Origin of the sequence: Streptococcus didelphis DSM 15616 (assembly GCF_000380005.1) — a bacterium.
In the GTDB taxonomy this organism is placed as follows: domain Bacteria; phylum Bacillota; class Bacilli; order Lactobacillales; family Streptococcaceae; genus Streptococcus; species Streptococcus didelphis.
The window spans coordinates 58,290-77,902 of sequence record NZ_KB904198.1; the positions used below are offsets into that span (position 1 = coordinate 58,290).

A 19,613-nucleotide genomic window follows, 5' to 3' on the forward strand; every position below is an offset into this window, starting at 1 on the left:
GTTTTTTTCCTAAGAAGCAGGATTATTGCCCATCATCAATAGCTTTTAGGTCACGGTAACGTTGACTTTCTTGAGCTAATTCTTGAGGAGAGCCAGCTAAGGCTAGTTGACCTTCTTCAATAAAGATAATCCGATCCACTTTTTCAATTCCTTTTAAATGATGGGTAATCCAGATTAAGGTTTTGCCCTCTAAAACCTCTAAAAAGGTGTCCAGTAAAGCTTTTTCAGTAATGGGGTCTAAACCAACTGTAGGTTCATCTAAAATAATAATAGGTGTCTCTTGTAATAAAATCCTTGCTAAAGCAAGTCGGTGTCTCTCACCACCTGAAAAACGTAACCCAGCCTCGTCCACCATGGTTTCTAAGCCATTGGGTAGAGCTTCAACCATTTTTTTCAAACCAACTTGATCTAAAACCTGCCAAATCTCTTCTTCTGTCGCTGATTGTTTTCCTAAGCGAATATTGTTCAACAAACTTGTATTAAAGAGATAAGGAGACTGTTGGATAACGCCAATATAGTCTGAAATATGATTGGTTAAGCTGTCTACACTTAAACCACTAAGGGTAATCTGTCCTGAACTAGGCCGCAAATCCCCCCTAAGTAAGCTAGCAAAGGTTGACTTGCCTGAACCACTTCGACCAAGAATAGCGAGTTTTTGACCAGCTTCAATCCTTAAAGAGAAACCTTCTAAGACTTCCTTGCTATCAGGGCTGTAAGCAAATGTCAGATCTTTAACCTCTATGTCAAAAGGGGCCTTAGGTAAGGCTTTTGCCTCTCTTGATTGAAGAGGGTCTGGTAAGGCATTGAGGCGCTTTAGCGAGTCAGCGTAGGTATTGGTTTCTTGCGCTGCTGTTGACAGACCTAAAAACGCGTCCATGAGAGGAAAGACTGATAAAACAAAGGCTGCAATCCAGTTAGCTGCTCCGCCATTGTGCCCAGGAAATCGGGAACTTGACCAGCCTAAAACAAGGATAGCTAAGAGTCCGAAAGCAAGTTCAAAGAGCAGGGTGCGTCTGTTATTAAAAAGCTTCATCTTTGCCTGTAGTTGAGCAAGTTTTGCTTCGACTGCCTCATGGCGATTAACATACTCATGACCACGCTGGCTAAAAATCCAGTCTGAAATCCCTAAGATATTATCTGTTAAATCAGTATACAGTTCATTTTTTAAGATCTTTTCTCGTTTTTGTCTAGCACCATTAACCAGAATGGACCAGAGTGGAAAAAGAAAGACTAGGACTCCTAGATAAAAAGCTGCAAAAATAGCAAAGCTAAGGGAGAAAAAACCTAAGGCAATCAGAAGAAAGCTATATAAAAGCCAGGCAATAAGAGTTGGAAAGATGGTTCTTAAGTAAAGGTTCTGAACATGGTTAATGTCTTCAGCTAGAAGACCCATAATATCACCAAGCTTATAATTATTTTTCAAAAATATGGCATCTTCTTCCAAGGTCTGGTAGAGTTTTAACCTTAATTTGGAAGTCATCTTCAAGACCCAGTTGTGACTGGTTAGCCGTTCCAAATAACGAAAGACTGGGCGCCCTATCCCAAAGGCTCTTGTTAAAACAATTGGAATATAGACCAGCAAGATATTTGAAGGTAAAGAAGCTGATTTACTAATCAGGTAACCCGAGTTAAACATGAGAGCGCTGGCTGAAAAGAAGGTGCAAAAACCAAGAAATAAGGCTAAAATCAAGGTCTTTTTATACTGTTTAAAGAAAGGTTTTACCCACCTATCCTTGTCAAATTCTTTCAATAAGGGAATTTTAGTCATTTAGTCCTCCCATAGCATTTTTCAACTGATAGAAATAGGATTTATTTTCCATAAGTTGCTGATATGTTCCCACCTCAACAATCTTACCTTGTTCTAAAACAAGGATGGTATCCATTTGCTGTAGCCAATGAAGTCTATGAGTCGCAAAGAAGACCAGTCGATTTTCCATTAAAGGAAGCATCTTTTCTTTTAATTCCAACTCTGTTTCGATATCCAAATGAGCACTTGGTTCATCTAGCAAGATAATTTGCCGTTTTTTATCCAAAAAGGCACGCGCTAGGGCAATCCTTTGAGCCTGTCCCCCACTAAGAGGACGAGCTCCATTTCCGATAATCGTATCCAGTCCATCTGGCAAGTCTTCTACAAGCCTTTCTAAACCAACCATTTTAACAGCCTCTTTGATAGCTTCTATGGAGGCATCAGGAGTATAAAAACGAATATTATCCTTTAAGGACATGTTAAAAACATAAGGAGACTGAGGAATATAGATTAATTGCTTACGCCAATCATCTTGGTTCATATTGCTTAGTTCTTCTTGGTTTAGCTGAAAACTACCCGAGCTTGGTGCTAAAAAGCCACTCAAGAGGTTAATCAAACTTGACTTGCCTGAACCACTCATGCCAATAATACCAACCTTTTGAAAGCCCTTAATTGTCAAGTCTGGAATACTTAAGAAAGGCTTGTCATCATAGGCTAGTGCTATTTCCTTTAAAACCAGACTAGAAGTGTCGTCCCATTTTGGAATAGGGATTTGTGCTTGGCGAGAGTCTTCTTCTTGCAAAACATTTTGCAAAGCTTGAAAGGCATTCTTTCCATCAAGGGTTGCATGGTAATCACTAGAAAAATCACGGACTGGTAAAAAATAGTCTGGCGCTAAGATAAGCACTGTTAAGGCCGGAAAAAGTAGAATTTCCTGATTAATCAAACGCAGACCCAACATAACAGCCACTATGGCAATTGATAAGGTGGTGAAAAAATCCAAGGCAAAGGTAGAAAGAATCCCTATTTTTAAAGTGCTCATAGTAGCTCGACGAAAGGATTCACTACTGGAATAAATACTCTTTGCATAAGCCTTACTAAGTCCAAAAAAACGTAAGGTATCAATCCCTCTCAAAGAATCCAAGAAATGATTTGATAAAAGCTGGTAAGAGGCATATTGTTTATCCGCCTTAGCTTTTGCAGCAAGTCCCAGAATAATCATAAAAATAATAATCAAGGGAAAAACAAGTAATAAAATAAGACCTGAACGCCAATCCAAATAAAATATAAAAAGCAAAATAATCATTGGAATAAAGGTCATATTCATCATCTTGTTAAGAACCAGATGCAGATAGTTCTCAATTAAACTTACCCCATCTAAAGCTATGGTAATCATGTTACCAGAGCCCTTATCCTGAACAATCCTAGGACCTAGTTGGAAGAGCTTTGCTAGTAATTGATGACGTAACTCCTTAGCATGCCTTGCTGAAAACTTATCGAGTTGCTGATCCTTAAGGTAATTAATCAAATGCCTCCCCAGATAAGAAAGGGCAAAATAAACAAGAGCAGGTAACTGTGCTCCCAGGCTCTGCCCTTGCCACAAGCCACTAATAGCACTGCTTAAAAAATATGCTTGTCCTATAATAAAGATTGCCTGAAGAACATCAAGTCCTGCAAGCAATCCTAATAATGTATGAATACCGGACAAGCGCATAACTGCTTTATCGAGCATTATGATCCCCCGTTACAATAACTGGTAGTGAAATCCTTTTTCTAAAAATATAGTAGGCCCAGACAGTATAGGCTAGGACAAATGGTACTAATGTAATAGCCACAAGTGACATAATTTTTAGGGTGTAAGGTGATGAAGAAGCATCTTTTATCAATAAATCATACTTTGAACTAATAGAGCTAATCATAACACGTGGAAATAGACCCTGGAAAAGCAAGACAACTACAGCAACCAAGCTTAGACCACTGGAGATGAAGGCTGCCATTTCAGAAGCCTTAAAAACAGCAATGTGGGCAAAGATGGTAAGGACTACAATAATTCCCAAAAGAATCACAGTCACTAATAAATGACGACTAAAGAAATCCGTCTTAAAGAAAAGTAACAGTGCAAAGACTGCTAAGCCAAGATAAAGAATCCAATATAAGAATTGGGCAAAATTATTGGCACGTTGTCTAATTGGACCTTCGGTTTTTAGAGCAATATAATTCAAACCATGCAGATAGGCTAACAAAAGCATAGCCACACCACCAACGATAGAAAAAAGATTAAAATAATCACTAAAGTGGGCAGTCATATTAGCCTTAGCATCAATGGGCATTCCTTGAACCAGACTGACAAACATCAAGCCAAAAAAGAAGGGAACAAGAGCTGAACCTATGGTTAAGGTCCAATTCCAAATATTTTTTTGCTCCGGTACAACCTTATGTCTAAACTCAAAGGAAACACCACGAATGATTAAGCCAAATAAAATGGTTAATAAGATTAAATAATAACCACTAAATAAGGACGCATACCAATAAGGGAAGGAAGCAAACATGGCACCGCCAGCTGTTAAAAGCCAAACCTCATTACCATCCCATACGGGGCCAATTGTTGAAACAATTTGATCCTTTTCTTCTTCATTATGAGCAAGTGTTTGAACGGCCATACCCACACCAAAGTCAAAGCCTTCTAAGAAGAAAAATCCTGAAAAAAGAAGTCCAATTAAGAAAAACCAGAAAAATTGTAAACCACTCATTTAAAATGCCCCCTTTTCAAATGGATCTACTGATGAATGCTTCAGAGAAACTAGCTTTTCTTCTTCATACTCAGGTCCTTTTTTTAATTCACGAACAACCAAGGCCACCATCATGGCACCTAATCCACCAAATAATAGGAAATAAACACTATTTGATACTAATAAGGATGCAACAGAGACATTTGGTGAAACACTATCTGAAATGGTAAACAAGCCATAAACTGTCCAAGGATAACGTCCTTGTTCTGTAATAATCCAGCCAAAGGTATTTGCCAAGAAAGGGGCAAAGGTTGTCAAAGCAACAATCCAGAGCATCCACTTATGGTCAAATAAGATTGGTTTTTTCTTACGGGTTAAGAATAATCCTAGTGCAGATACTCCTAGCATGAGGGTTCCAAAGGCTGCCATTGTTCTAAAGCCATAGAATAACAAGTTAACCATAGGGAAATAATTCTTTTCCCCGTATTTAGCAACTAATTCTTTATTAACCGTGTTCATTCCCTTGACAGAGCCTGATGGCTTGCCATAAGATAAAATACTCAACATATAAGGAATTTTAATCCCAAATACTTGTTCCTTTTTGGCCTCATTAGCCCAGGCAACCACTGTCCAAGCAGCTGGATCCCCAGAATCCTCATAATCACCTTCCATAGCTGCAAATTTCATGGGTTGGTCATGTAAGAGAGCCTTCATTTGTAAATCACCAGCACCCAAAACAGAAATAGATCCTAGAAGGGCAACTAACAAGCCTAAACGAAGTGATTTTTTGTAGATCTTTTGAACAGAAAGGGTTAATGACTCTTTCTTTAGCAATTTAAAGGCTGCCATGCCGGCAATAACAATCCCACCCATAGTAATAGCGCCAGTAATAACATGGGCAAATTCATAATAGAATTGATGATTATTAACAAGGGCAAAGAAATCTGTCATCTGAGCTCTGCCATTTTTCAACTCATAACCCACAGGGTGTTGCATAAAGCTATTGGCAATTAGTATCCACATAGCAGACATAAGAGAACCAAAAACCACTAGCCAGATAAAGCTGGCATGCAATTTCTTGCCTATTTTAGGGTTATCCCAGGTAAACATCCATAAACCTAAGAAAGTTGATTCCATAAAGAAAGCCAATAAGGCTTCTATAGCAAGAGGAGCCCCAAAGATATCCCCAACAAAACGTGAATAATCTGACCAGTTCATCCCAAATTGAAACTCTTGGATTATCCCTGTGACTACCCCAACAGCAAAACTAAGGAGCATGATATTACCCCAAAATTTTGTCATTTTTTTATATTCTTCTTTTTTGGTCACCACATAACAGGTTTCCATAATAGCAACTACCAAACAGGTTCCGATAGTAAAAGGTACAAAGAAAAAGTGGAAAACTGTGGTCATTGCAAATTGAAAGCGAGCTAATGCTTCAATAGTCATAAAAATCCCTCCGATTTTTGTTAATTACACTTTAAGTAATATAGAAAAGTTACACTATTTATAGCTTTATTTTAATGATATAAATCGAAGCGACCTTTGGCTAAAAGCTCTTTTAAGCCACCAATGTCCACTAAGGACTTATTCATAATGCTCTTTTTAACAAATGAGGCTGGGTAACCCTTAATAGCATTTTTACCGACTAAGCCAAAAGCGCGGGTATTGCCAACTGAAGCAACTGTGCCTAATGATTTATAATTGAAGTCCTCAAGTGGCTCTCCTTTTAATTGGTGACCCAAATTTTTAGCAACGTGAGCACCCATACGTGTTGCAATCTGTGCTGTAGTTGGGTAAGGTCGATTAGTTTCCGGTTCAATTAAAGCTGAGACATCTCCAATAACATAGACATTATCATATTTTGGATCACGTAAGTCTTTTTTAACAACCACACGACCACGGTGCTCATCAAATCCTGACTGTGCCATAACCGGGCTACCGCTGACCCCTGTTGTCCAAATGATTGTTTCTGCAAAGATGGAATATCTTAGAGCATCAGCTTCACTACCTCTAGTATAGACCACTTCACCTGGCTTGATTTCTTTAATCATTGAACCAAGCATTAGATTAACACCTAGTTTTTTCAACAAATCTACTCCATGTTGAGCCAGAGCATCATTGAACATAGGTAAAATCCGAGTAGCTGCTTCTAAACAAATAATTTCAATCTGATCTGGGCTAACACCAGCAATCTCAGCATATTTCTTTTTCTCATCAACAAAGGCACCTGCTAGTTCAATACCTGTAAAACCTGCACCACAGATAACCAAACGAAGATAATTAGCATCCTTGGTTTCACGATATTTGGTCATCATTTTTAGGATATGTCTATGAACATTCTCTGCTGTTTCAACGTTGACCATTTCAAGAGCATTTTCTTTAGCTCCGCTTATACCAAAGGTTTCTGAACAAAAACCTAGGGAAATAACCACATAATCATATGATATTACCCCTGTATTTTTTAGCTCAGCAATTTTTGCTTCCGGAGTAACTTTAAGCACTTCGTCTTGAATAAAGGTAACCTTTTTAGGATTAATAACATCTGTGATTAAATAGGAAATTTTTTCCTTGGGTTGTGACCCTGAAGCAACCTCATGTAACTCAGTAGCCTCATAGTGGTAATTATTTTTATCAACCAAGGTAATATGAAAATCCCCTGCTTGCTTTTGCAAATTACGGACAGCTTTTAAACCTGCGTAACCTGCACCTAATACTAAAACTTCTTTCATTGTGTAAGCCTCTCTTGTTTTAAATCATTCTTTTTTAAAAAATCATACCAATTGCATAGGTCAGAACCTGTGTCAGAGACCCCAGGGCCAAGATTCTCACTGCGCAAATAAATGTTTCTTTCTTCACTTGCTTTTGCCACAATTGACGAGTTTGTTTATAAATAAAAGGTATTAAAAGCAAACTTAGTAAAATTGTTACAGGGGCAAGTCCTAACAGGAACTCTAAGATTATAGCTAATATTGCTAGGCTATTTGCAAGGGTAAATATCCACAAACCACTCCTCACCCCAGTATAATGAACCAGAGTATAACGGTGGTTACTCTCATCTTCTTCTTTATCGCATAAATTATTTGCTAACATGAGATTAGCAATCCATAAGGTATTAGGTAAGGAAATTAACCCTATCTTACCAAGAGTAGCTAAGTCCCATTGAAAACTTTGATAAGTATTCAAGTAAACACAAATAAGACTAATCAAAAAGCCCATGGTAAAGCCCGAAAAAACCTCTCCCAAAGGAAGACTTGATAGAGGTTTAGGGCCATATGAATAGAAAATTCCTACTGCAAAGCAAAATATTCCCATCACTAGCAAGGGCCAACCAACATATAGTGTTAATAATAAGCCCAAGGCAGCTGATAGGAAAAGGAAAGCTCCCATTATCTTTTGAAGATGAGCCAGAGATAAATGCTCTCTGCCAATAATATTTGTCTCTGTCTTATAATCCATGTCAACAGCATTTTTATAGTCATTGTAGTTATCCCACATGTCCACAAACATATTGAAAAACAACATAGCAATAAAAAATATAAAAACCAGGAAGGGATGAACAGAGCCATAGTAATAATAGCTAAAGCATAAACCAATTAAAAAGGGTAAAATACTTGCTGTCTTAGCTTTTATCTCAACGAGTTCCAAGAAGACTGAAATAGTCATCATTGAATCCTTCTCTCTAATATACTTTAACATTACTATTATAGAGCAAAAATATCTATTTGAACACTATTTGGCATCAAAATCACCCAAAAAAATGAAAATTTTGCAAAATATCACAAAACCTAGTTGAAGTTTATTAAGTGTATTTTTCAAGACTTTATTAAATAGGAAAATAGAGAAGCAATCCTAAACTAACTGCTCTAGGTGGGAAAAACGCTTTTTAGTAGGTAAAAATAAAGAATTGCCAGCTAAGTGACAACTCTTTATTATCTTTTTAGGCTTTATTTTGTTGAGCAAAGAGCTTTCCAAGTTTTTCTAAGTATTCTGGAGCATCCATTTTAGGAAGCATAAGCTCAATCCAGTACATTCGTGACACATCTGCTCTAGCTTTTTCAAGGATTTCTACTAGTTCTTCTTCAGTGCTTACCTTTCTAGCAAGAACCTGACTGTCATTTCCTCCAAAGCTTGCTGGAAGCTGACTATATTGCCATTGAGGGATATCATTGTAAACTTCTTCTGGTCCGTGGATTTTTCGTTCTACAGTATAACCATCATTGTTAATAACAAAGACAATAGTATTTAATTGCTCACGCAAAGCTAGACCAATATCTTGAACTGTCAGTTGTAAAGAACCGTCCCCAACAAATAAGATGTGACGACTATCTGGATTGGCTAGTTGACTTCCAAAAACTGCTGGGAAAGTATAGCCAATTGACCCCCAAAGAGGTTGGCCTTGATAAGCCACATTTTCTTTTAAGTTTAATTGAGAAGCTCCAAAGTAAGATGTCCCTTGTTCAGCAAAAATAGTATCTCCTGCTTGAACAAAGCTTTCCATTGCCTGCCAGAAACGTTTTTGTGAAAGTACTTGACCTTTTTCTGCTTCAAAGTCAGCAACTTTAGTTTTTGCAATATAAGAACCTGAGTAGGAAGGAATATCTAGATTCTCAATCTCCCTAATCACATCTGAAAAATGGTAACCTTGGTAGTTTTCTCCAAAGAGGCTAGCCTGATTTGCTGCAAGAGAAAGCACTTGCTTAGCATCAAAACCTTGACTAAAACCACCTGTTACAGAATCAGTCAGTTTGACCCCCAAAGTAAGAATAAAATCAGCTTGATCAACATAATCCTTAAGTGCTTGAGGAGATAAGGCACCACTGTAAATTCCTAAAAATGTTTCTGGACTTTCGTTTACAATACCTTTTCCCAGACTTAAGGAAGTCACAGGGTATTTTTTCTTTTTTATAAAGTTATTAATAGTAGCCTCTAAACCAAAGCTAGCTACTTCATGACCTACCATAATAAGAGGTTGTTTAGCTGTTTTTAATCCTTTTTCAATGGCCTGCAAGATGATTTTGTCTTGTTCAGAAATGACTTTCTCTACAAGTAAGGCTGACTCTGGTTTTTGAGCTGGCATTTGTGCAACATCTATTGGGAGATTAATATAAACAGGCTTTCTTTCCTTTAATAGGCTCAGAAGGACCTGGTCTATATCTGTTTGAGCATGCTCAGCACTTACTTTAACCTGAGCTACAGTGACAGATTTGTGCATCTCTTGAAAATGGTTAAAGTTGCCATCTCCAAGAGTATGGTGAACTAATTTGCCTGCTTCTTGCACTTTAGTCGTTGGGGATCCAACTATTTCAATAACAGGTACATTTTCTGCAAAACTTCCTGCAAGTCCATTAATAGCACTCAATTCACCAACCCCAAAAGTTGTGACAAAAGCAGCAGCTTTCTTGGTTCTTGCATAGCCATCTGACATATAAGAAGCATTTAATTCATTGGCATTCCCAACCCATTTCAAATCATCTCGAGCTGTAATTTGGTCTAAAAATTGCAGATTGTAGTCGCCAGGAACTCCAAAAATATGGTCAATCCCTATCTCTTTTAATCTGTCTAATAAATAATCACCTACAGTATACATGTTAATTCCTCCAATTTTAATAATAAAGGTCAATGATGTTGACTTAATTTTAGTTTAGCATCTTCTTTGAAAAAGTCAACCATATTGACCTATTTTGTTGATTAATGTTATAATAAAAGCCAAGGAGATTATTATGAACGAGATTGGTAAAAGCGCTTCTAATTCTTTCACAAAAGAGTTGGCCCTGTTTTTCTTTGCTTATCGAGCCTTTAGCCAACAAGAAGGCTTTTTAGCAGATAAATACGAGATTCGCAGGGTACATCGCCGCATTATTTTTTTTATTGGACGTAAGGTAGGAATGACCGTTAATGAATTATTACAGGTATTAGAGGTTTCAAAACAAGCCCTAAATACTCCTATGAAGGAATTATTGGCTAAGGGTTTGATTGAATTACACCAAAATGATAAAGATAAAAGAAGTAAATTAGTCTTTTTAACAGACAAGGGACGAGAATTAGACCAGGCACTCAATGACATTCAAATCCAAAAAATGAAAGATTATTTTACTAAGGCAGGGGATCCTGATGGTCTTTATTGGAATAAAGTAATGGAACTCTACGCTAAGGAAATAGACCTAGACTTTATCAATTCGATTTCTGAGACATTAGAGTAAAGCTTGGGAAGCTATAAAAAACTGTTTCTAAAAAATTTAGAAACAGTTTTTTATATTTAGTTTTGTAATAAGCTCATAATTTGCTTACACAGCTATCTCAATATGTTTGTAGATAAAGTGTTACCACTTATCTGCATAAAAAGCCCTAGCATTCTCATTTAAAATAGCCTTCTTTTCTTCTTCTGATAATTTAGAATCTCTGATATAGTCAAAAGCACGCTGATATTTCTTACCTTGAAAATAGGGAAAATCGCTACCTGCTAGAATGCGTTCATTTCCTAAAATCTGACTGCTATGGATAAGAGATTCCTCTAAAAAATTAGCCGAATCAAACCAAAAATGCTTTTTAAGGGTCTCTAATGGATGACTTGTAAAACTATTCCAATCTTCATAATTATCAATAATACGTTGCATCTGAAAGGATATTCCTCCCCCTAAATGAGCAATATGAAATCTCAAATTGGGAAATTTTTGTGGGAATTCCTCTTTTAGAAGTTGAAGTGTTACTACCATATCTTCAATTGGTGCCCCAACAACCCATTCTTGTTCATAATCATTAATCATAGGACTAAAGGCCCCACGTCCTGTTGGATGGATATAGATAGTTGTACCCAGTTGATTCATCGCTTCAAAGAAGGGCAAAAAAGAGGGATCTGTTACAGATAGGCCATCTGCCATAACTGTATTAAGAGCTATACCTAAAAATTTCAAGTCATTAATAAGGCGCCTTCCTTCCTGAATTGCCTCTTTCACATGTGGTAAGGGAACAACTCCATAAGCCCTAAAACGATCAGGATAAGCCTTAATTAAATCTTTATAGGCATCATTAATGAAACGAGCAGCTGAAAGTGCCTGCTGGGCATTCCCATACTGGGGAATCTGTGGTGTAGCTGACAATACTTGAGAACTAACTCCTGATTCCTCCATCATCGTAAAGCGTTTCTTTAAATCTTCCTCACTCCAACTAGCATGCATATCTTTAGCAATCTGAGTAGCCTCACTGCCTAGCTTTTCTAGCAATTCTAAATACTCATCAGGCCACAAATGAGCATGGGTATCAATAGCTTTTGTCATATTTTGCTCCAATCTGTCATTTTCGACACTTTATTTAGGGAAGTTCCTTTTTTAAGCTATTATAACAGATTTACAACAGAAGCTATTCTTTAGAAAACAGAAAATTAAATTAAAGTGGTTTGCTGCTTATGAGTGCCTATTGAATGACTATTTTTAAGGGCAAAAGAAGTCAAACAAGGCTAAGCCCTTTTTAAGATACTTGAATTTTCTAGATAAGAATTAGGATACTTGATTAGAAGCCGCCTTACTTCATTAATTATTTCTGACTGCTCCGCTGCGCCATTATGATAAGCGTCTAGTTTAGTTAAAAAGTTTTCTTTTTCAGGCTGACTAGCCTTCTTTTTAAAATAACCCCAGATGTGCTGAAAAGCCGTAAAAACATAATGCCGATTTTCTTCAAGGGCTTGAGCAGACCTTATCAATTGCTCTACTTCTACTAGGCTAACCAAATCATTTTTCAAATAATTACGAATCTTGTAATAGTTTTGGGGTGACTTACTTAACACCTCATACTTGTATTGTGCCCAGAGCTCCTGAGCCATCTTTTTTTGACTTTTTTCTTTCACTAATTTATCTCCACACCTAGATATCGTTTAATCTTTTATAGCTATATTATGAAAATACTCCAATTGCCATTTTTGTGTTGCCTGAGCCGTTTTATTTAAAGGTATAGACCAAGGCGGATAAAAGCGCATAGCCATTTTACCTTTGGAAACTTTTGTAGAGAGAATTTTTTTAGCGACAGCCACTTCTTTAGGTATAATAAACATTCCACAATGAGGCCGATCAAGTATTACAATAACAAGTTCATTCCCTAAATCTTCATCCGTAAATGGACTATTTGTATTGTTTTGATCCTTCTTCCAAAAAGTAGTAAAATAACCCTCTTTTTTGGGAGTCTTCTTTGCTAAACGACATCTTCTAAATACCCCTTCTTCCTTAGTCCTAATAAGCATTCCCTCATAATCATGATTCCATTTTTCATTTATTAGGTCAAAGTCTCCATAAATTTCTTCAAGAACATCTCTCATTTTCAATATAAACACCCCTTAACTAGTACAGAAACCACTTTACTTTATAAAATTCTCACTAGGCACTCCTTGGGGAATACTTTCCTCAAACTTGCGAAAGCAGCCCTGGCGGCCGATATTGAGGCGATAGATTTATGAGAACAATGGATTTTGAGTGCTATAAAGCACTTTTTAAAGTTAACAAAATTTGATTGAATAAGCTTTGAGTTTTGGAAATTAAGTGTAACTTGCAATTTTATATTAATTATCCTAACTCAATCCTCTCTTTAAAGCATCAATTGATAGTTTCATAGACCTTCTACTCACTTCTACATCTGGAACAATTTCTTCAAACTCGTGAAAACGTCCAGGAAAGAGATGAAACTCAACAGATGGAAAGGTAGCTTGATCTTTATACACTTCAATAATCTGACAATCAATATTACTTAGTAATCCCGGCTTTTCAAACGGAACATGCTGGATAATAACTGTATTCATAATAACTCACCTTTAAAGTTTTAATTACAATTATATCCTACAATTATTATATTATCTTAATTTAAGCTAAGAATTCGATATGCCTTTTTTTGATATTAGATAGCATTTATATTATTTATAAACCATTTCAAATTCTTCACAGACCACTTCCATATCTTCTTGAAAATTGAGATTTATTGTTTTCAACTCATTAGTAAAGAATGTTTGATGTACCTTTCTCCAGTATTCTAATGACCTGTCACCTTCACCTTCTTTATAAGCATGTTCACTACTGACTTGATTAAATGGAATAAGGCATACTTTAGTCGTTTTGGTGATACAAAGTGGATTATCCTGTGAGTCTAATATAATATTATAGCCTCCGACTTTCGGCAATTCTTCTTGCTCAATTTCATAAAAAATATGTGCACTTGCAGTAGCCGTTTTAATTCCATCACGTACTAAATTGCCCAAAAGATCTGCATCAAAACCAAATTGCCAAGCCTCATATTTTTTGTGTTCAATGTTATTTTCAGAGGTAAAACTTTTCCAATATTCTTCAATTTTGCTGTTTTTCATATCAAACTCCTATTATAAAATTAAATTAATTATGTTCTACTTAACATTATCTTTATTGACACTACGAATTCTTTGAAAACAAAAAAGTTTAGAGTTCGCTATACTTTTTACTACTTATTAATGTCTTTTTATGTGTAGATTTGTCCATACTTATCCCAATTTTTCTTATTTACTCTATCTAAATAAACGTGATATCGTAATTTATCATTCAAAAAATAAGGTGTTGGACTAACAATAAAGTTTAAAATATCATCCTCACCATATGGTAAAAATAATTCAAGCTTGTTATCACTATTCAAACGAGCACCAATTGCTGTACACTTTTCTGGAAACTTTGAAATAGCATCTTTTGAGCTAATATATTTTGGACTATTTGGAGAATGAACATTCATGTAGAATTCATTTTTGACCTCCCAATCATACTTAGGATATTTTAATTTTATTTCTTCCTCAATTTTTATTGTCTCCTCGTAGGATAAATTCTCATCGAAGAAAACGAGATCGATATCTGATGTTAAAGTCTCATTAATACCTGAGAGACTATTCCAGACAAAATTTCTTAATGTTCCTGCACATAGCCAGCTATCCTTCAAATTAAAAGATTGTATCAATGATAGAAGAGTCATAATTTCTGCGTTATTAGAAATCAGTTGATATATTTTTGTCATTCTAACTCCTATTAGTAATTACTCAGTCTTGATTTTTTATGATTGTTCTACTGGCTATAGTATTTATTAATGCAGTTATAAATACTTGATCATTATTTCGTTTATAACATTTTTTTCAACCAAAGTCTTTAGTAACAATTCAAAAAATTTGTTTATCACAAGGTTTAGTTTTTGGAAATTAACTTAAAAATCAATTATTCTGAGATTTTAGAGTCACTGCTAAAATGATTATCATTCCTCTACAATTCATTTAAGCTATTTTTTTGATTTTCTAGTGAGTCTTTTATTTTTGTTCCCAATTTTCCTTTGACAGCACCTTCCATTGAGCTAGTATTATTATTCATAAAATTTTGTGCTGTTTCAATAACTTATTCTTCTCGTTTTTTGATTTTTGCTTTGTTGTCATAACTAATAGCTAACAATTTCATCCCAAGCGCTTCAATCATTACCTTTTCCAACTCTTTGATTAGTTTTTCAACTTGTTTATCTAATAAGCCCATCCCCTTACTTCCTTTGACCTTCAGATAGATCCTGCATATCTTTTTTGTAATTCTTTTCTAATTCATCAAAGGCTTGTGAGAGTAATGCGTGTTCATGTGTAATAGTCTCTTCAAAATCTGCTGAAATCATGTGACCTTTTCTTAATGCATATGTTTTTGCTTCAATATCTGCTTCTGTGTTATCATAAAAGACATAATTTAGAATAAAAATCATCAATCATACTGCCTGCTCGTTGAGAAATGAAATGTAATTCATCTTCTTTTTGCTCTAATTTTATGCGTTCTCTTTGATAGTGAAAAATAATATCATCCTCTTTAGACATATAAACTCCCTTTAAGCAGATATTTCTTTTGCTAATGTTTGATTAGTTTCTACCATCTTGTTAATACTTGATTGAATGGATGATTGAAGTTCATCAAATTTATGTGTCATTTCATTTACCTTTGTCAGTTTTTCAGAAAACTTTTCTTTCTGGCTATTAACTACTGATTGCTCTGTAAAGCCAACACTTGATAATGCTTCTTTTATGTCATTCTCATTCAAATGTGCTCCGATTGTTCTGGCTTGACCAAGGGTTGTATTCCAAAGTTCCTCAGCCTCATTTATTCCATTTTTATAAATTTGACCTCAACTTCCTAATAAAGAATGAAATTCCGATGAAGCTGTCGTTATGATATTCAGTGCAAGAACATCATTCAAATATATCTTTTCATTTGAGGAAAGTCCTTCCCCAGATTTTTGAAACTTTTTTCGTAAATTATTAATTTCTTTATTTCTAGCTTCAAACTGATTTTGCTTTATTTTCTGTTCGTAAATTAATACAGCCTCTGCATTTTTCCCATTTTTAGGGATAATGATATTGCCATTTTCATCAAATTTCCATTGGGTAATGGCGTGATGTTTGAAATATTCTTGGACAACTTTACTAGCTTTACTATAATCGCCATCAATTCCCATATCAATTGAAATTCCCGTTTTCATTTGATTGCCATTGATAAATCCAATAATATCCTCACAGTTCCTAAAATTCTTAAACTTTTCCGAATTAGCAAGTATCCATTTTTTTGCTTGTGGGGAAAGATTATTCCATGCATCTGGTCCATTAAATCCTGTATTTGGCCAATGGTTTTCTGCAGAGATAATCATTGCAAGGTATTCGCCTAAAGAATGGCCAGTTGTAGAAATGGATGCATCTGGATATTTTTTCTTTATATCTTTTGCAAAATCTAATGCTGTTTCCACCTGTCCATCTGCAACCTCGTTACGAGGTTTTTGTAGCTTTCTTGCACCTGCGATTACAGATTGTATATCAGTATTAATATCATTTCTATCTTTATCGTTTGTTCCAGCATAAGCAATAACAATTCGACTCGTATCAGGTTTGCCATTTACTATTGGAGCAACAGCCATAGCTTGCATGCCGTTGTTGGTATTGTTTTCAGTTACTAGTACTTGATAAGACTTTTTAAGGATTTTATCTCCTTGTTCAAGAGGAATTTCTTTTTTTGTGTGAATCAACATTATAACCAACGGTTGCTATTCTATTATACTCTTTCTCAGTTGTCATTTTTCACTTCCTCACTATATATTATTTCAATTTTAGGATTGTTATCATTAGTGGTTTGTTTTTTCAATTGGAGCTCCTTACCATTACTTTTAGAAATATGCTCATCAATTTCAATATCTCCTTCCTCTCCAAACAAGTTAAAAGTAACCATATATAGATTATTTATTTTTGCATCGCTTAACCAAGTTCCAGTACTGGAATTTTTATCAAAATTCATGAACTCAATCTTTTTGATTCCTTTATAATGATTATTGACATATTCCGCCATCCTTTTTTCTTCTTTTTTTACATTGATCTCACTTGTCTGTTTATTTTTGCTTTCTATCATTTCTTGCCCATTAAAAATACTTTTCATTGCAAATCCTCCTCCAATTAATAAAATCATGATTACGATACAACTCAATATTTTCTTTTTCATTCTAACCACTCCTTAAATATAAAATCAAATAATATATAAATAACCATATTATATACCTTATTTCATTCTACTTTTTACATTGAATTTACTATAGCTTATATAAACTAAATTCGAAATATTACGAAATCTTTTCTCTGGGTTCTTTTACCATCTTAATCTCACTATATCAAGATCTAAATTAAAATATATTCATTTGTATTACAATTATCATTCTAGAACTTTAATAGGAAATTGATAAAAATAGGAAGACTTACTTCCTCCTAAGTTCAACTTATGGTTTCAAATACGCCATTTAGTGATTAATTTACGACATACTTTATCTCTTTGTATAATGACATTATATACTTTATTAAATTAAACCGCTATCACTTCATTAAGGATTCAATCAAAAAAGGGCTCTATAATTTCTGTAGTGGGTAAAATCCACTAAAGAGATTATAGGGCTTTTTCTACACAAATCCTTCACACAAAAAATCCCATATGACTTATAATGAAAAGCGACGAAATTCACATTAGAAAGGTATCATATGGAACAATTCAATTTTATCACAAACATTCTAGGTATTAAAGACCCTAATATCACTATTTCAGACTACTCAGATTGTGGAACTCATAAAGAGATTATCGCTAAACTTGATTATAATGCACCTAAATGTCNTCACTGTAAGTCTGAAATGTCTAAATATGACTTTCAAAAAGAATCTAAAATACCCTACTTAGAATGTGCGGGATTTAAAACTCTTACTCGTTAGAAAGAGACGCTTTCGTTGTAATAACTATGGGAAAATGACTGTCGCCCTAACTTCCTTAGTCAAGAAGAACCATCAAATCTCAACTCCTGTTTAGCATAAAATTTCTCAAAAATTAATGAAAAAAGAATCAATGACCTCTATTGCTAAAAGTTTGGCCATTTCTACTTCAACAGTTATCAGAAAGCTAAAAGAATTCACTTTTAAAACAGATTTAAACAAACTTCCAACTCATATGTCTTGGGATGAATATAGCTTTAAAAAAGGGAAAACGAGCTTCATTGCTCAAGTTTTTGACTCCCGTAGTATCGTTACTATTCTTGACGGGCGTTCACAAGCTACTATTCGAAATAAGGTCAAAGTGATTACGATGGATATGTTTAGTCCTTATTATGATATTGCTAAAAAGTTATTTCCAAAGGCTAAAATTGTACTTGATCGTTTTCATATCATGCAAAACTTAAGTCGTGCTATGAATCGTTTACGCATTCAGATTATGAACCGGTTTGATCGAAAAACTATTGAATATAGATCTTTAAAACGTTACTGGAAACTAATTCTACTGGACAGCAGAAAATTAAATGACAAACGCAAATATCATGCTGCTTTTCAAATGCACTTAACCAATCAAGAAATTCTTAAAAGATTACTGTCTTATTCTGAGGAACTTAAGGAGCATTATCAACTTTTACTCTTCCATTTTCAAGAGAAACAAGAGAAGCATTTCTTTGATTTGATTACTGAACGCATGAGTCATCTTAACCCAATCTTTATATCAGTCTTTAGGACTTTCTTAAAAGACAAAGATAAGATAATTAATGCTCTAGAGCTTCCTTATTCGAATGCTAAACTTGAGGCAACTAACAACCTTATTAAAGTCTTTAAGCGTAATGCTTTCGGGTTTCGGAACTTTGACAACTTCAAAAAACGAATTTTGATTGCTTTGAACATCAAAAAAGAGAAGACCTGTTTGGTCTTCTCCAGGTGTGAGGATCTCTACCCACTACAGTTGACAAAGAGCCATAATATATTTCAATTAGAAAAACAAAAAAGACAAGATCTAGAAACCTTGTCTTTTAAAGTATACCGGCGGCCGGGGTCGAACCGGCACGTCCGTGAGGACACTGGATTTTGAGTCCAGCGCGTCTGCCAATTCCGCCACGCCGGCATTTCAAATTTTCATTTAAAACTGGGGTAGCTGGATTCGAACCAACGCATGAGGGAGTCAAAGTCCCTTGCCTTACCGCTTGGCTATACCCCAATAAAATAGGCGAGTGATGGGAATCGAACCCACGAATGTCAGAGCCACAATCTGATGTGTTAACCACTTCACCACACCCGCCATATTCCAAACACGGGCAGTAGGAATCGAACCCACACTGAAGGTTTTGGAGACCTTAGTTCTACCTTTAAACTATGCCCGTTATGATGGAAAGAGAGGGATTCGAACCCCCGAACCCGAAGGAGCGGATTTACAGTCCGCCGCGTTTAGCCTCTTCGCTATCTTTCCATATTATAAAATGTTAATGGCGCGAGACGGAATCGAACCGCCGACACATGGAGCTTCAATCCATTGCTCTACCAACTGAGCTACCGAGCCAACTTAATATCTTTATATTGCGGGAGCAGGATTTGAACCTACGACCTTCGGGTTATGAGCCCGACGAGCTACCTAGCTGCTCCATCCCGCGATAATTTAAAGGAGGATGTGGGATTCGAACCCACGCACGCTTTTACACGCCTGACGGTTTTCAAGACCGTTCCCTTCAGCCGGACTTGGGTAATCCTCCAAATATATAGTCCGTACGGGATTCGAACCCGTGTTACCGCCGTGAAAAGGCGGTGTCTTAACCCCTTGACCAACGGACCATATTTTAGTTTAATGGGCACG

General features: G+C 35.6%; 19 protein-coding genes, 9 tRNA genes and 1 pseudogene. 2 read left to right on the forward strand and 27 right to left on the reverse strand.

Annotation, left to right across the window (positions count from 1 at the left end; translation table 11 throughout):
- Positions 1–22 precede the first annotated feature (22 nt).
- The 7 genes from cydC to A3GU_RS0108040 all read right to left on the reverse strand — a co-directional run bounded on the left by cydC (position 23) and on the right by A3GU_RS0108040 (position 10,066).
- The gene (gene cydC, locus A3GU_RS0108010) at positions 23–1,768 is read right to left on the reverse strand and encodes a thiol reductant ABC exporter subunit CydC (RefSeq protein WP_018367025.1); all 1,746 of its coding nucleotides are present in this window, start codon (positions 1,766–1,768) and stop codon (positions 23–25) included.
- On the reverse strand, positions 1,761–3,479 hold the full coding sequence (gene cydD / locus A3GU_RS0108015; protein WP_018367026.1) for a thiol reductant ABC exporter subunit CydD: 1,719 nt from the start codon (positions 3,477–3,479) through the stop codon (positions 1,761–1,763). Before cydD ends, cydC begins: the two co-directional genes overlap by 8 nt.
- Entirely contained in the window at positions 3,469–4,497 is a 1,029-nt protein-coding gene (cydB, locus tag A3GU_RS0108020; protein ID WP_018367027.1) for a cytochrome d ubiquinol oxidase subunit II, read from the reverse strand. The genes cydD and cydB overlap by 11 nt, the downstream gene beginning before the upstream one ends.
- Entirely contained in the window at positions 4,498–5,925 is a 1,428-nt protein-coding gene (locus tag A3GU_RS0108025) for a cytochrome ubiquinol oxidase subunit I (protein ID WP_018367028.1), read from the reverse strand.
- A gap of 71 nt (positions 5,926–5,996) precedes the next feature.
- Entirely contained in the window at positions 5,997–7,208 is a 1,212-nt protein-coding gene (locus A3GU_RS0108030) for an NAD(P)/FAD-dependent oxidoreductase (protein ID WP_018367029.1), read from the reverse strand.
- Positions 7,209–7,242: 34 nt separating this feature from the next.
- Entirely contained in the window at positions 7,243–8,142 is a 900-nt protein-coding gene (locus A3GU_RS0108035; protein WP_018367030.1) for a prenyltransferase, read from the reverse strand.
- Between the two features lie 274 nt (positions 8,143–8,416).
- Positions 8,417–10,066 (reverse strand): alpha-keto acid decarboxylase family protein, encoded by a 1,650-nt coding sequence (locus A3GU_RS0108040; protein ID WP_018367031.1) that lies wholly within the window; start codon positions 10,064–10,066, stop codon positions 8,417–8,419.
- Between the two features lie 133 nt (positions 10,067–10,199).
- Here A3GU_RS0108040 and A3GU_RS0108045 point away from each other — a divergent pair, with 133 nt between their 5' ends.
- Entirely contained in the window at positions 10,200–10,679 is a 480-nt protein-coding gene (locus A3GU_RS0108045; protein ID WP_018367032.1) for a MarR family winged helix-turn-helix transcriptional regulator, read from the forward strand.
- A 120-nt stretch (positions 10,680–10,799) separates the two neighbouring features.
- Here A3GU_RS0108045 and A3GU_RS0108050 read toward each other — a convergent pair whose 3' ends face one another.
- From A3GU_RS0108050 to A3GU_RS0108095, 11 genes are all read right to left on the reverse strand, one after another.
- A complete protein-coding gene (locus A3GU_RS0108050; protein ID WP_018367033.1) occupies positions 10,800–11,753 on the reverse strand; it encodes an amidohydrolase family protein in 954 nt (317 codons plus the stop codon).
- A gap of 179 nt (positions 11,754–11,932) precedes the next feature.
- Positions 11,933–12,319 carry a YbgA family protein gene (locus A3GU_RS0108055; RefSeq protein WP_018367034.1) on the reverse strand — a complete coding sequence of 129 codons (387 nt, stop codon included), beginning with the start codon at positions 12,317–12,319 and terminating at the stop codon, positions 11,933–11,935.
- Positions 12,320–12,346: 27 nt separating this feature from the next.
- A complete protein-coding gene (locus A3GU_RS0108060) occupies positions 12,347–12,790 on the reverse strand; it encodes a MepB family protein (RefSeq protein WP_026216494.1) in 444 nt (147 codons plus the stop codon).
- A 243-nt stretch (positions 12,791–13,033) separates the two neighbouring features.
- Entirely contained in the window at positions 13,034–13,261 is a 228-nt protein-coding gene (locus tag A3GU_RS0108065; RefSeq protein WP_018367036.1) for a hypothetical protein, read from the reverse strand.
- 111 nt (positions 13,262–13,372) lie between these two features.
- A complete protein-coding gene (locus tag A3GU_RS0108070) occupies positions 13,373–13,819 on the reverse strand; it encodes an ASCH domain-containing protein (RefSeq protein WP_018367037.1) in 447 nt (148 codons plus the stop codon).
- Positions 13,820–13,947: 128 nt separating this feature from the next.
- Positions 13,948–14,487, reverse strand: coding sequence for a nucleotidyltransferase family protein (locus tag A3GU_RS0108075; RefSeq protein ID WP_026216495.1), 540 nt, complete (start codon positions 14,485–14,487; stop codon positions 13,948–13,950).
- A gap of 368 nt (positions 14,488–14,855) precedes the next feature.
- The gene (locus tag A3GU_RS10610) at positions 14,856–14,987 is read right to left on the reverse strand and encodes a hypothetical protein (protein WP_018367039.1); all 132 of its coding nucleotides are present in this window, start codon (positions 14,985–14,987) and stop codon (positions 14,856–14,858) included.
- 4 nt (positions 14,988–14,991) lie between these two features.
- Entirely contained in the window at positions 14,992–15,201 is a 210-nt protein-coding gene (locus A3GU_RS09780) for a hypothetical protein (protein WP_018367040.1), read from the reverse strand.
- A 120-nt stretch (positions 15,202–15,321) separates the two neighbouring features.
- Positions 15,322–15,531 carry a hypothetical protein gene (locus A3GU_RS10530; RefSeq protein WP_018367042.1) on the reverse strand — a complete coding sequence of 70 codons (210 nt, stop codon included), beginning with the start codon at positions 15,529–15,531 and terminating at the stop codon, positions 15,322–15,324.
- Positions 15,532–15,615: 84 nt separating this feature from the next.
- Entirely contained in the window at positions 15,616–16,509 is an 894-nt protein-coding gene (locus tag A3GU_RS09785) for a hypothetical protein (protein WP_018367043.1), read from the reverse strand.
- Between the two features lie 35 nt (positions 16,510–16,544).
- A complete protein-coding gene (locus A3GU_RS0108095; protein ID WP_018367044.1) occupies positions 16,545–16,973 on the reverse strand; it encodes a hypothetical protein in 429 nt (142 codons plus the stop codon).
- Between the two features lie 527 nt (positions 16,974–17,500).
- Between A3GU_RS0108095 and A3GU_RS10115 the strand changes: the two are divergent.
- A pseudogene (locus A3GU_RS10115) lies at positions 17,501–18,710 on the forward strand (ISL3 family transposase); the annotation flags it as partial.
- Positions 18,711–18,806: 96 nt separating this feature from the next.
- Here the strand turns inward: A3GU_RS10115 and A3GU_RS0108105 are convergent.
- The 9 genes from A3GU_RS0108105 to A3GU_RS0108145 all read right to left on the reverse strand — a co-directional run bounded on the left by A3GU_RS0108105 (position 18,807) and on the right by A3GU_RS0108145 (position 19,591).
- Positions 18,807–18,890, reverse strand: a tRNA-Leu gene (locus A3GU_RS0108105).
- A gap of 21 nt (positions 18,891–18,911) precedes the next feature.
- Positions 18,912–18,983, reverse strand: a tRNA-Gln gene (locus tag A3GU_RS0108110).
- 8 nt (positions 18,984–18,991) lie between these two features.
- Positions 18,992–19,064: transfer RNA gene (locus A3GU_RS0108115), tRNA-His, on the reverse strand.
- Between the two features lie 11 nt (positions 19,065–19,075).
- Positions 19,076–19,146, reverse strand: a tRNA-Trp gene (locus A3GU_RS0108120).
- Positions 19,147–19,151: 5 nt separating this feature from the next.
- A tRNA-Tyr gene (locus tag A3GU_RS0108125) sits at positions 19,152–19,232 on the reverse strand.
- Between the two features lie 17 nt (positions 19,233–19,249).
- A tRNA-Phe gene (locus A3GU_RS0108130) sits at positions 19,250–19,322 on the reverse strand.
- A gap of 17 nt (positions 19,323–19,339) precedes the next feature.
- A tRNA-Met gene (locus A3GU_RS0108135) sits at positions 19,340–19,413 on the reverse strand.
- A 9-nt stretch (positions 19,414–19,422) separates the two neighbouring features.
- A tRNA-Ser gene (locus A3GU_RS0108140) sits at positions 19,423–19,512 on the reverse strand.
- 7 nt (positions 19,513–19,519) lie between these two features.
- Positions 19,520–19,591, reverse strand: a tRNA-Glu gene (locus A3GU_RS0108145).
- Between the last annotated feature and the right edge of the window lie 22 nt (positions 19,592–19,613).

Excerpts from the sequence above, each read along its gene's own strand:
- cydC (WP_018367025.1), bottom strand. The coding sequence starts at position 1,768 with ATGACTAAAATTCCCTTATTGAAAGAATTTGACAAGGATAGGTGGGTA.
- cydD (WP_018367026.1), bottom strand. The coding sequence starts at position 3,479 with ATGCTCGATAAAGCAGTTATGCGCTTGTCCGGTATTCATACATTATTA.
- cydB (WP_018367027.1), bottom strand. The coding sequence starts at position 4,497 with ATGAGTGGTTTACAATTTTTCTGGTTTTTCTTAATTGGACTTCTTTTT.
- A3GU_RS0108025 (WP_018367028.1), bottom strand. The coding sequence starts at position 5,925 with ATGACTATTGAAGCATTAGCTCGCTTTCAATTTGCAATGACCACAGTT.
- A3GU_RS0108030 (WP_018367029.1), bottom strand. The coding sequence starts at position 7,208 with ATGAAAGAAGTTTTAGTATTAGGTGCAGGTTACGCAGGTTTAAAAGCT.
- A3GU_RS0108035 (WP_018367030.1), bottom strand. The coding sequence starts at position 8,142 with ATGACTATTTCAGTCTTCTTGGAACTCGTTGAGATAAAAGCTAAGACA.
- A3GU_RS0108040 (WP_018367031.1), bottom strand. The coding sequence starts at position 10,066 with ATGTATACTGTAGGTGATTATTTATTAGACAGATTAAAAGAGATAGGG.
- A3GU_RS0108045 (WP_018367032.1), top strand. The coding sequence starts at position 10,200 with ATGAACGAGATTGGTAAAAGCGCTTCTAATTCTTTCACAAAAGAGTTG.
- A3GU_RS0108050 (WP_018367033.1), bottom strand. The coding sequence starts at position 11,753 with ATGACAAAAGCTATTGATACCCATGCTCATTTGTGGCCTGATGAGTAT.
- A3GU_RS0108065 (WP_018367036.1), bottom strand. The coding sequence starts at position 13,261 with ATGAATACAGTTATTATCCAGCATGTTCCGTTTGAAAAGCCGGGATTA.
- A3GU_RS0108070 (WP_018367037.1), bottom strand. The coding sequence starts at position 13,819 with ATGAAAAACAGCAAAATTGAAGAATATTGGAAAAGTTTTACCTCTGAA.
- A3GU_RS0108075 (WP_026216495.1), bottom strand. The coding sequence starts at position 14,487 with ATGACAAAAATATATCAACTGATTTCTAATAACGCAGAAATTATGACT.
- A3GU_RS10610 (WP_018367039.1), bottom strand. The coding sequence starts at position 14,987 with ATGGGCTTATTAGATAAACAAGTTGAAAAACTAATCAAAGAGTTGGAA.
- A3GU_RS09780 (WP_018367040.1), bottom strand. The coding sequence starts at position 15,201 with ATGATTTTTATTCTAAATTATGTCTTTTATGATAACACAGAAGCAGAT.
- A3GU_RS09785 (WP_018367043.1), bottom strand. The coding sequence starts at position 16,509 with ATGTTGATTCACACAAAAAAAGAAATTCCTCTTGAACAAGGAGATAAA.
- A3GU_RS0108095 (WP_018367044.1), bottom strand. The coding sequence starts at position 16,973 with ATGAAAAAGAAAATATTGAGTTGTATCGTAATCATGATTTTATTAATT.